At 34.5% G+C, this 12381-nt stretch carries 8 protein-coding genes and 1 pseudogene; 5 read left to right on the top strand and 4 right to left on the bottom strand.

What is annotated here, in order from left to right:
* Positions 1 to 73 precede the first annotated feature (73 nt).
* The 3 genes and pseudogenes from BN1068_RS03980 to nagA form a co-directional block, all read right to left on the bottom strand.
* Complete coding sequence (locus BN1068_RS03980) at positions 74 to 1405, bottom strand: UDP-glucose dehydrogenase family protein (protein WP_077601549.1); 1332 nt, start codon at positions 1403 to 1405, stop codon at positions 74 to 76.
* Between the two features lie 164 nt (positions 1406 to 1569).
* A pseudogene (wecB, locus tag BN1068_RS03975) lies at positions 1570 to 2724 on the bottom strand (non-hydrolyzing UDP-N-acetylglucosamine 2-epimerase).
* Between the two features lie 286 nt (positions 2725 to 3010).
* A complete protein-coding gene (gene nagA, locus BN1068_RS03970; RefSeq protein ID WP_077601548.1) occupies positions 3011 to 4198 on the bottom strand; it encodes an N-acetylglucosamine-6-phosphate deacetylase in 1188 nt (395 codons plus the stop codon).
* A gap of 872 nt (positions 4199 to 5070) precedes the next feature.
* Between nagA and BN1068_RS03965 the strand changes: the two genes are divergently transcribed.
* A complete protein-coding gene (locus BN1068_RS03965) occupies positions 5071 to 6165 on the top strand; it encodes a C40 family peptidase (protein WP_077601547.1) in 1095 nt (364 codons plus the stop codon).
* A gap of 128 nt (positions 6166 to 6293) precedes the next feature.
* Here the strand turns inward: BN1068_RS03965 and BN1068_RS03960 are convergent, their stop codons facing one another.
* Positions 6294 to 7760 carry an APC family permease gene (locus BN1068_RS03960; RefSeq protein WP_077601546.1) on the bottom strand — a complete coding sequence of 489 codons (1467 nt, stop codon included), beginning with the start codon at positions 7758 to 7760 and terminating at the stop codon, positions 6294 to 6296.
* 290 nt (positions 7761 to 8050) lie between these two features.
* Between BN1068_RS03960 and BN1068_RS03955 the strand changes: the two genes are divergently transcribed.
* From BN1068_RS03955 to BN1068_RS03940, 4 genes are all read left to right on the top strand, one after another.
* Positions 8051 to 9064: a YheC/YheD family protein gene (locus BN1068_RS03955; protein ID WP_077601545.1), complete on the top strand. Its 1014-nt coding sequence runs from the start codon at positions 8051 to 8053 to the stop codon at positions 9062 to 9064.
* Positions 9065 to 9320: 256 nt separating this feature from the next.
* On the top strand, positions 9321 to 10352 hold the full coding sequence (locus BN1068_RS03950) for a YheC/YheD family protein (RefSeq protein ID WP_077601544.1): 1032 nt from the start codon (positions 9321 to 9323) through the stop codon (positions 10350 to 10352).
* A 262-nt stretch (positions 10353 to 10614) separates the two neighbouring features.
* A complete protein-coding gene (gene tagD, locus BN1068_RS03945; protein ID WP_077602177.1) occupies positions 10615 to 11007 on the top strand; it encodes a glycerol-3-phosphate cytidylyltransferase in 393 nt (130 codons plus the stop codon).
* A 131-nt stretch (positions 11008 to 11138) separates the two neighbouring features.
* Entirely contained in the window at positions 11139 to 12368 is a 1230-nt protein-coding gene (locus tag BN1068_RS03940; RefSeq protein ID WP_077601543.1) for an LCP family protein, read from the top strand.
* The last annotated feature ends 13 nt before the right edge of the window (positions 12369 to 12381 follow it).

Raw genomic sequence — 12381 nt, 5'->3', positions numbered from 1 at the left:
TCGAAATATAGTAAAATCCAGCAGCATTATAACATCTAATTCACATATGTTAGTCCAACAAAAAGCAATTTATTCACTTATTCTTAACTAACGGCCTACCAATCGAATGATATTCCACTCCATTGTCAGCCATTTCCTGCACTCCATAAATATTTCTGCCATCAAATACTAATGGAGAACGCATTAAATCTTTATAACGTTTTGGAGTAATTGCTTTGATTTCTCCCCACTCTGTAAAAATAAAACATACACTTGCTTCTTCTAAAGCAGTCTCCGGGTTATCAACATAAGTGATTTCTCCCTGGCTATGGTTTCCTTCTGGATAGAACTCTTTAAAGTTATCTCCCCCAACTGGATCATATGCATAAATATCCGCTCCTTGTTCTAAAAGAAGCGGAACATTTGCAAGTGATGGAGCTTCACGAAGGTCATCTGTACCTGGTTTAAAAGTTAATCCAAGTACTGCTACTTTAATGCCATTAAAAGTAATTAACTGTTGTCTTGCTTTTTCAAAAAGCTTAAGTTTTTGCTCCGTATTAATATCAATTGTTGCTTTTATTGTTCGCAAGTCATATCCATGCTGTCTTGCAAGAAATTCAAGTGCGCTTGTATCTTTCGGGAAACAAGATCCTCCATAACCAATCCCTGCATTCAGAAATTTATCACCTATCCTGTCATCATAGCTCATTCCTTTAGCAACATCTTGAATATCTGCGCCTACTAGCTCACAAAGATTTGCAATATCATTCATATAAGAAATTTTCAACGCCAAAAAATCATTAGAAGCATACTTAATCATTTCTGCTGTGCGACGATTTACAGATACAATCGGAATTCCAAATGGTTTATAAACACTTGTTAATATCTCTTCCGCCCACTTACTCTCTGTACCAATAACAATACGATCTGCTTCTAATGTATCCTTTACCGCTGATCCTTGAGCTAAAAATTCTGGATTAGAAGCTACTTCTACTCTTACATCATTTACAAGAAAATCATTGATAAATTTTTCTATTTTATCATTAGTTCCGACTGGTACAGTTGATTTAATTACAACTAAACAATCTTTTTCTAAGGATTCCGCCACTTGTTTAGCTACTGTAGCAATATATTTTAAATCGGCTGAACCATCTTTTTTTTCTGGTGTACCTACGCCAATAAACACTGCTTCAGCTTCTTTATATGCAGCAGCAAATTCAGTTGTAAAGTGTAATTTTCCTGATTCAATATTCTTCTTCATTAACTCTTCCAATCCTGCTTCAAAGATCGGAGAAATTCCGGCACGCATTGTTTGTACCTTTTGTTCATCAATATCAACACATGTTACATTATGGCCGTTCTCTGCCATACACACACCTGTCACAAGACCGACATAACCTGTACCGGCAACTGCTATATTTTTCAAGAGGTAACCTCCTATAATCAATTTCTTTAAGATTTATAATACTTTCAGTTAACAACTTCTATCATATCTTCTAGAAATAATTTAAACAACTATTTCATACCTATAAATTTTCCAAAAGAAAATGCTCTATATTGAAAACAAAAGAAGACCCTCTAATCACTAATTTAAATCATTTCTGTAATGAAAAGTTGAAATATATTACAGTTTATTATCAAAAAATTCAGAATTGTATCATCTATTCTTCTAGAAGCTTCTCATCACCATAAGGATTCGAAGCTTTTGCCATCTGATCATACTTTTGTTGGTCACTTAATAATTCATTAGCCATATTAAAAATATGTATCTTCATCCGTTCCAGCTAGTTTTAATACTCCTGCATCAACTCCCTCCTGACGCTCTGTCGTATCTCTCAATACCAGTACAGGAACACCCAATGATGGTGCTTCTTCTTGAACGCCGCCAGAATCTGTTAATATTAGGTGTGCACGAGATGCAAGGTTATGAAAGTCAACTACATCTAGAGGATTAATTAATTTAATTCGGTCATCATTTTCTAAAATATCATCAGCTGTTTCTTTAACCAATGGATTCAAATGAACTGGATAAACCACTTGAATGTCGTCATGCGTTTCTACTAATCGCTTGATCGCTCGAAAAATTTGTTTCATATTGTTGCCTAAATTTTCTCTTCTATGTGCTGTCATCAGTACAAGGCGTTTGTCACCTAGTTCATCAATAATTGAATTAGAATACGATTCATCAACTGTTGTTTTTAAAGCGTCGATTGCTGTATTACCAGTAATAGCAATACGATCTTCAGGTTTATTTTCATTAAACAGATTTTGTTTGGATTTTTCTGTCGGTGCAAAATGTAAATCTGCTATTACTCCGGTAAGCTGGCGGTTCATTTCTTCAGGGAAAGGAGAATATTTACCCCATGTACGCAAGCCAGCTTCTACATGTCCAACCGCAATTTGATTATAGTAAGCAGCGAGAGAAGCTGCAAAGGTTGTACTCGTATCACCATGCACTAAAACAATATCTGGCTGCACTTTCTTCATTACTTCATCCAGTCCTTCTAAGGCACGAGTTGTAATTTGTGAAAGAGTCTGTTGTTTTTTCATAATATTCAAATTAAAGTCCGGAATAAGCCCAAATATCTTCATAACCTGGTCTAGCATTTCTCTATGTTGAGCAGTAACCGTTACAATGGACTCGAACTCTTCTGTACGCTTATTTAATTCCAACACAAGCGGTGCCATTTTAATTGCTTCTGGTCTCGTCCCAAAAATAGCCATTACTTTAATTCGTTTTGTCAAATCTATCAATCCAAGTTTATGTATTGATTGTCAAAATGATTTTGGGCTTAGTATAGACAGTCTGTTTATATTTCTCCAGTAAACATAATTTTATTTACTTTCATACTCGGAATTTGTAACTATATGTTGATACATGAATGGTAGATACGCCTTTAAATGAAAAAATTAATCCTCCAGCTATGTTGGGGATTAATTTTTTTCGTTAAGAACTTCGCTATTACTATTAATTTACAATTTTCCAAGAAGATATCTATTTTTAAAATAAATTAAACGTTTGAACAATCTCTCATTGTCCTTTCTGATACGCAATTTTCCCTCTGCAAACGGTATATACTATATCCATTTCATCATTTAATAATACAAAATCTGCATCCTTACCAATTTCAATACTGCCCTTTTTATCAAAAATACCTACTTGTTTCGCTGGGTTTTCTGCAGTCATCTTTACAATATCAGTTAGTTTAACACCATCTAACTTCAACATCACTTTTACTGCGTCAATCATTCTCAGTATACTCCCTGCTAAAGAGCCATTATCCAATGTTGCCCGGCCATTTTTCACTTGAACAGGCTGTCCGCCCAACTCATAATTACCATCTTCCAGTCCTTTTGCTCTCATGGAATCTGTAATCATAATAATTCGATCCGATCCAACATTATTAAAAATCAACTGCAGCATCTCTGGTACAACATGAATACCGTCTGAAATCAATTCTGCATGTAAATCCTTTGATTGAAAAGCTGCTCCTACTGCTCCAATATCACGATGATGAATCCCATTCATTGCATTACATAAATGTGTCAGCTGTCTAACTCCTAATTTAACAGCATCTTTTATTTGTCCAAAAGAAGCATCTGTATGACCGGCAGATACATTAACGCCAGATTTATATAGTGTTCTTATAAATTCACCAGTTTTATCATGCTCTGGAGCCATTGTAATTGTCCGGATTTGTTCCTTTGCTTCCTCTTGCCATGTCATAAATTTATCTAAATCCGGTTCTGTAATATATTGCTTTGGCTGTGCTCCTGCTTTAGATACTTCTACAAATGGACCTTCTAAATGTACTCCAACTAAATCGGCACCCTGTTTTTGTTCTTCATCTGTCCATGCAGCAATATTTTTTAAAGCATTTGATATTTCATTATCTGACTGTGTAATTGTTGTAGCGAGATAACTGGTTGTTCCTTCTGATGGCAGTTTATCTGCAAGTGTCTGCAATGTTTCTGGTGTTGCATCCATTACATCAACACCATATCCTCCATGGATATGTGCATCAATAAATCCTGGAAGTAATTTTAATTCGTTCCTTGCGTCAATAACCTCTCCGTCAAATGAGAGATCGCCTACCACTTCTTGCTTAAGAATTTGTTTTATTTTCCCGTTTTCTATAATAATAGAAACATTTTTTTCAATCTCTTGGTGCAGGTATGCTTCCTGTATATTTTTTATAAGTAATGTTGATGGTTCCAAAATTTAATTCCTCCGTTCTTTCTTAATGATTTATATATTATTTTATTATAACGCTATCTGTTGAATAAATGAATATTTTGTTGGTATTTCCCGGGAAATGATATGATTTATCGAAAATTACGAATTATTCTCACTTAGTATTAGTGAGAAATTATATAAATAACAATTTATAGTTGGAAAATAATGTTAGAACTTAAATATCATTTCAAAGAAAACGACACTTTTTATTCGCTTCATACTCTTATTAGATTAAACATATTTCAATCTTTTTTCCATTTCCTACAAATCACGTATAAAATATTCTGTAAAAAATGACTTTATATTCATTTCTAATTTGCTATTAATTTCACTTTAAACTAAACCATTGACCTATTATCTTTATCATCTATTGATAAACGACCTGAAATTAGTTCCATAGACCCTCTTTATAAACATTACAAACATATTACAAATTCACATATCATCTACCATAATTATCTATAAAACGATATACTTTTATAAAGATGTATTTATTGGAATTATTTTTTTATAAACAAGTCGTTTTTTGTATTATGTTTGTAATTAAATAAACTGGTAATACCTCATTATAAAACTATTAAACCACACTCTAAAATTACAATTGACATGCATCTGTGGGTAAAATACATCTTGTTGTCCTATGTCGAATATGCAATTTGTTCCTGTACCAAGATTGTTACGTATGTGTTAAAAGATATTCTTCTTCATTTAATCGTACGGGCAAAGCTTTGAGAGAATAGTAATATAACTATTATTTTCTTTAAGGCACTCCTCTTTGGTCTCCATACAAATAATCATATTCAGCACACATCTAACAACACCCCATATAAAAAATCTAAGGAGGAAATGCACAAATGGCAAACAAGAAAATACTCTTATCTGTTACTGCATCTGCAGCAATTGCATCTGCTTTTGTAGCTACAGACAGTGCTGATGCAGCATCTTACAAAGTGAAAAGCGGCGACAATCTATGGAAGATTGCACAAAATCAAGGAACAACTGTTTCCAAATTAAAATCTCTTAATAACCTTTCTTCGGATCTCATTTTCCCGAATCAGGTTTTAAAAACAACCGGATCTTCGAGCTCTGGTTCCAGTTCTAAATCAAGCTCAAGCTCTAATTCCGGTTCAAGCAGTTCAGGCGGAAGTACATACACAGTAAAATCTGGTGATACATTAAGCGGTATTGCACATAAACACGGTATTTCTTTAAACAACTTAATGAAGTGGAACAATTTATCTACTACCTTAATTTACCCTGGAAATAAATTAAGTGTCAGCAGCGGCGGTTCCAGCAGCTCTGGTTCAAGCTCCAGTTCTAAATCAAGTTCTGGATCTAATTCTTCCAGTTCTTCTACTGGTACCTATACGGTAAAATCTGGTGATAGCCTTTCTAAAATTGCAAGTCAGCAGGGTACTACTGTATCAAAGTTGAAATCTCTCAACAATTTATCCTCTGATTTAATTATTGTCGGTCAGAAATTAAAAGTGAGCGGCTCCGGCAGCTCTAGCTCTAATACCAGTTCAAACAGCAGTTCCGGTTCAAAAAGCAATAGTTCTAACACATCCTCTTCCAGTGCTGTTTATGATGTAGATAAACTTATTTCTACTGCACAAGCTCAGTCCGGAACGCCTTATGTATGGGGCGGGCAATCTCCAAGCGGTTTTGATTGCAGCGGATTTATCCATTATGTCATTAATCAGGCTGGTAAGAGTATGGGGCGGACAAATGTGGAAGGCTACTATAACAAATCTTATACAATCAGCAGTCCACAAGTAGGAGATTTAGTATTCTTCTCTGGAACATATAAATCCGGTCCTTCTCATATGGGCTTTTATGTTGGAAATAACAAGTTTATCCATGCAGGGACTTCTACAGGTGTAACAACAACATCTCTGGATAACTCTTACTGGAGTTCACATTTTGATAGCTTTAAACGTTTTTATTAATTTTATATAATAATAGTAGAAAAAACTTGTATCTGCTTTCGAGAGAATAAGCTGGTACAGGTTTTTGTTATTTATAAAGAAGTAAGACATTTCGGAAATTACCCGGAATGTCTTACTTCTTTTATTTCCTATTCTTTTTCCCGTTCTATTTCAATTTCTTCCTTCCCAAGTATATGATAATTCATTTCTTTTTCAGGTATGCTGTTAAAATCTTTTCGTTTAAAGATGTAGAAAATAGCCCCCAATACAATCCAGATTACTAAAGAAATTCTCGATTCAAACCCTAAAAAGGCTGGTGAGCCGGGAATTAATAAAAGTCCCAGAAATGTAGCACTTGCAGCCATCCCCAAGAAAGCCAAAATCTTTTTACCTGGACCTAAAATGTGTTTTTTCTCATTGAATGTATGATCCTTTTTTGTTTTAAATAGTGTAAAAGCAGCATAACATGTATAGAAGTAAGCAATAGTCACACCGATAGAGGACATATCAACGACCCACAATAGAGCTTCTCTTCCGAACCATGGGGCTGCCATGGCCATACCTACTGCAAATATTATCCCCCAGTACGGTGTATTATATTTTGGATGCAGCTTCCCGAATGCTTCCGGTAATATTTTTGCCCGAGCCATGGAGAACATTAAACGGCTGGAAGAGATAATAAAACCATTTAAGCCGGTGAATATTCCCATTGCCAAAGCCACAGCAAGAATTGCCAAACCTAAAGGCCCAAGCAGCTCCTGAATTATATATCCAGTTCCCCAGATATGTTCCTCTGAGACAACACCTTCCCACGGCCGAACCATTGATGTTGCAATAATCATTAAGCTGTACAAAGCTGCTGCTGCTAAAATGGCAAAAACAATGAGGGTAAACGCTTTTTTTGCTGGAAAATTAAATTCCTCCGCTGTCTGTGGTACATTATCAAAGCCGACAAACGCCCACGGTGCAATGGCTACAATAGATATAATTGCCGCAATTGCTGTGGTATCATTCGGAAATAGTGGTTTTATATTTTGAAAGCCGGCACTTGGCTGAATTCCAACAAACAGTAATAAAGCAAATATTGCTCCAATCATAATTATACAAAAGATAAATTGAATGCTTCCAGACAGGCTCGATCCTCTAAAGTTCGAGTAACCGAACACTCCAAGCACTAATGTCGCTACAATAATTTCTGTTAAATAGACATCCCAGCCTGCAATTTGATATAAAGGTATATTCTCAATAATACGTGGAAAAACAAATTTAATCATAAGCGCAAACGCAGATGCATTTAATGCAACAATACATATGTACCCTAAGGTTAAAAACCATCCCGAAATAAAAGCATGAGTCCTGCCCAGACTGATATAGGCATAAGCAAAGCCGCCACCTGACACAGGGAAGCTTTTAATCAGAAAACCGAAGCTTACGGCAATTAACAGCATTAATAGAGCACCAATAAAGAAGCCTATAATAACCCCTAATGGACCTGCTGATTCCATCCAGGTTATCGGCTGTACAAACGCTCCCCAGCCAATTGCTGAACCTAGAGCAAGTGCCCATACCCAATGAGGTTTTAATGTCTTTTGTAACGTCTCTCTCTTTCCATCCATAAATGAGCTCCTTTTTTCTTTTATAAATTTTAGAAAAGTTTATATTTTTCACAGTGTATAACTTTACATTAAAAATTCTATTTCGACAAATAAACGCGCTAACATTTTACATTTAGAAGTTACAATTTACTAATATATTAAAAAACACATTCATTTTACCTATTCAAATGAAGTATGTGCCAAACTAAATGAAGAGATTAGCATATTGAAATTTATATCGTATGAATGAGAATATTATAGTATAGTAGATTTTAATTGTATAAACACCAAAATTGGAGGCTCAATAAACTATGAGAATTGGATACCTACGTAATTATAAACAGCCTCAAACGCTGGCTAATCTAATTGCTTCTATTGCACAATCAAAAGATATTGAAATTCTGTATTTTAGCCCAAAAGATGTTAACTTAAAAACAAGAAGAATTAACGGATTACTCTTTAAGGACAGTTGCTGGAAGCGCATAAAAGCAAAAACACCTAAAATCATTGATGTAAATGCAAATTGTTTAAAACATAAGGAAGTTATTAAACACCTGAGAAAGTATGCCCATTTGACAGATAATGGTCTTAATCGGATATCCAAGCTTACATTGCAAGAACTATTAAATGAAGATCCTGATTATCAGAACTATACCATTCCTACAAAGAGTTGTGCCTTTTTTTCTGACATAGAGGAATTTCTCAATGAATATAGTGAGATTGTTTTACGCCCTATACGCAGCAAACGTGCAGATGGTGTATATAAGATTTCAAAAATTAATCCTGAAAAATATTTTTTAGACTATTTCAACACTACAATAGAGGTTTCTTATGAGGAGCTTATCGTATTTTGTAATAATGAAATCCTTATAAAAGATTATCTTGTACAAAAATACATCGATTCCAAAACACCACAAGGTGACTCTTTTGATTGGCGAATTCATTTTGAAAAGACTGGTCATGGAAACTGGCGGATTATCAATAATCAGATCCGTATCGGGCTGAATCAAAAAATTACAACAAATTGGAATCAGGGTGGCGGAATAATTGATACAGATATCTTTATGAAATTAAAGTATAGCGATCAAGCAGAAATGAAACTGGAACAGGTAAAAGAGTTTGGACTTAAAGCTGCAGCAAAATTGGAATCACTTAGAAAAACAAAACTGGCTACTATCAGTATAGATTTAGGAATTGATCATAATGGTGATATATTTATATTTGAAGCAAATGACGCCCCTATTACAACCAGTTTACTTGGTGAGATTGCTATGATAAGAACGGACTATTATCAATATTTACTCAAAAATAAGTCAGATAAATGATTGGAGGAGGAGAACAAAAAGGACTTTTTTAAATAAAGTCCTTTTTGTTCTCCTCCCATTAGATTACTAATTCCACATTTATCTAAAAATAGTTTACAGTGTATAGTTTCTGTCTAAAAAATATTTCACATTAATATTTGACAAAAGCTTCATTATCAGTCTTTTTTCAAATTTATACTTCAAATTATTTTATATTGTGGTAAAATTGTTACTAGATAATTAGGAAAACGAATAAATCAGGAGGAGAAATGATTCCATGTTAGTAGGACTAATGTATCCCTTCAGAAAGCCGACATCACTTGCTAAAGATATATCCATCAAAGCAAAACCAAAGGGAATCGATATACTATATATGCATCCAAGCGATATTAATGAGGCCGACCATACAACATCGGGGATGGTTTTCAATGGCGATTCATGGCAAGAAGTACGGACGAGTATCCCTGAAACAATTGATGTTTCTGCTTTCTGCTTAAAATTTAAACATACCATCAACTATTTACAAGAACATGCTTACTTAACAGAAGACGGGAGAAATAAAATCTCAAAGGAAAGTATACAGAAAATTATGGAGAAAGATACACAATTTCAAAAGTATGCGATTCCTACATCCAGATGTAAAACTTTCTCCGTCATTAAAGGCTTCTTGTTAAAATACGGAGAGGTTGTTGTAAAGCCGATCTACAGTCAATTAGGGAAAGACATATATAAAATTTCACAAGTGAATGAAGATGAGTTTATTATCGGTTATCAAAAATCCAGCCGCAAAATGAACTTACAAGAAACTTTTATTTACTTTCAAGATATCATTACACAGGATAAATTTATTGTTCAAAAATATATCCCCTCCAGAACTCATCTTGGAGATCCCTTTGACTGCCGTGTTCATTTGGAAAAAAATAAAAATGGAAAATGGGTTATTGCTAAAAAATATATCCGCGTTGGAACAGGCCAACAGGTTGTTTCTAACATCCAGCAAGATGGAAATATGTTAGATACAAGTATGTTTTTAAAATTGAAGTTTAAAGAAGGTGCACAATCTGTTAATAATCATATTGATTATTTCGCATTAAATATAGCAAAGAAAGCAGAAAAAGTACGGAAGAGAGAACTAGTGACACTCGGCCTAGATATTGGAATTGACGAAAATGAGAACCTCTTTCTCTTTGAAGCAAACAGCGCTCCTGATACTTCATTACTGCAAGAAGAAGTGGCTAACTTACGCACAGATTATTACTCTTACTTATTGGAACAAAATACCGAACAGGTTCCGAAAGAAATTGTTTAAAAATCACTATTTATCTTCATTCTCATAGTTAATTATGTTGGGAATCCAGTTTACATATTAATAATACTGGGTCCCCGCCAATTAACTTTTGTATATAAAAAATTTTTACATAACCCCTCATTTATTAACTTACCCTACATCTATAACTACACAGTTTACTCAGCTTTAGATGAGAAATAACAGATTTGTTGTTGCTCTTATTTATTCCTTTATCTTTTCTTATGTTACTATTATTTTAATAGGCTTTTAGGGGGTGGAAATGATACGTACTATTATCACTTATGGAACTTTTGATTTATTACATGTAGGTCATGTTAATTTACTAAAACGTGCAAAAACAATGGGTGATTATCTTATAGTAGGATTATCCACCGATTATTTTAATACACTCAAACATAAACAGTCTTTTTTTTCCTATTCTGATCGAAAAATTATCCTTGAATCAATCCGTTATGTAGATAAAGTCATCCCAGAGAAAACATGGAAGCAAAAAAAAGAGGATATTTTGCAATATCAAGTCGATACATTTGTTATTGGAGATGATTGGAAAGGAAAATTTGATGAGCTGTGTTCTTTTTGTGAAGTCATCTACTTGCCCCGTACAGATGGTATCTCCTCCACAATTATCAAAGAAAATTTAAGAGATGACAGCTAGGTATTTGGATATATCGACAAAAAAGAACATGTAATGTAATTGTAAATTTACTAATCAATTATTTCATAGTAAAATTAAGAGTGGTTTATCAAGAAATGAGTCCATATTTCTTGTAAAAAAGGAGATTTGTAATGTCAAAACATAAAAAGGTGCAGAGTCGCAGAGTTACGCGAAAAAAGCGCAAACTTAGAAAAGGGATTTTAATTCCTTTAGTTGTCATCGCCTTAGCTTTGCTTGTAGTTATTGGATATGGAAGTTATTTATATGTTAAAGCAAATAATGCTGTCAATGATTCTTTTGAAGATGACGGTCGCGATAAATCGGATTTAAGGGAATTTGAAGTTGACCCTAATATTGATAATGTTTCTATTCTTATTATTGGTGTTGATGAAAATGAACATCGGGGAAACGCAGGAAATTCACGCTCAGATACACTTATGTTAGCAACCTTTAATAAGGATGAAAAGAGTGTTAAATTAGTTAGTATTCCCCGTGATTCATATGTATATATACCTGAAGTAGGTCGTGAGGATAAAATCACGCATGCCCATGCCTACGGCGGACCAAAAGCAACGATTGAAACTGTTGAAAATTTAATGAATATTCCAGTTGATTACTATGTACGTGTTAATTTCCACGCATTTGTAGATGTGGTAGATGCAATTGGCGGTATTGACGTTGATGTACCATACGAATTTCAAGAGTCTGATTCCATGGATAAACGGGATGCTATCCATCTTTACCCTGGAGAACAAGTACTTGATGGTGAAGAAGCTTTAGCATTTGCAAGGACCCGTAAATTAGATAATGATATTGAACGCGGGAAACGACAGATGGAAGTCGTCAATGCTGTAGCGGATAAAGCAACATCTATCGGATCTGTTTTAAAATTCGACGATCTGATTGCAGCAGTTGGAAGCAACATGAATACGAATATGACGTTTAAACAGATGATGACCTTAGCTACGTTCGGTACAGGCGGCCTTGATATCGAAAACTTTACCTTAGAAGGCAGTGATTATCAGCCTAGCTCGACTTATTATTGGCTGCTTGATGAAATGGCACTAGAAGAAACAAGAGCTATGCTTCAAGATCACTTAGAAATCTCTAATTCCCTTGCTGAGGAAGAGAATGGCACAACTAATGAAGCTGATGCCCAACAAGATGAACCTTCCCAAGAAGAGGGCGAGGTTTATCAAGATCCTAACGGAAAAACAAATACCGAAGATGGAACTTATCAGGAAGAAGGCTCATACGAAGAACAAGGTGAGGCTTATCAAGAAGAAGGTTCTTATCAAGAGGACCCCTATCAGGAAGAAGAAGAAACAGTAGAATATGATGCAGAAGGAAATCCTTATTAATCGAAAAACTCTT

It is taken from the genome of Oceanobacillus sojae (assembly GCF_900162665.1).
Taxonomy (GTDB): Bacteria; Bacillota; Bacilli; order Bacillales; family Amphibacillaceae; genus Oceanobacillus; species Oceanobacillus sojae_A.
Note: the sequence above shows the minus strand (reverse complement) of the source record. Positions and strands in the feature narration are given on the sequence as shown.

Coding starts and splice junctions, on each gene's coding strand:
- BN1068_RS03965 (WP_077601547.1), top strand. CDS start 5,071: ATGGCAAACAAGAAAATACTCTTATCTGTTACTGCATCTGCAGCAATT.
- BN1068_RS03960 (WP_077601546.1), bottom strand. CDS start 7,760: ATGGATGGAAAGAGAGAGACGTTACAAAAGACATTAAAACCTCATTGG.
- BN1068_RS03955 (WP_077601545.1), top strand. CDS start 8,051: ATGAGAATTGGATACCTACGTAATTATAAACAGCCTCAAACGCTGGCT.
- BN1068_RS03950 (WP_077601544.1), top strand. CDS start 9,321: ATGTTAGTAGGACTAATGTATCCCTTCAGAAAGCCGACATCACTTGCT.
- BN1068_RS03940 (WP_077601543.1), top strand. CDS start 11,139: ATGTCAAAACATAAAAAGGTGCAGAGTCGCAGAGTTACGCGAAAAAAG.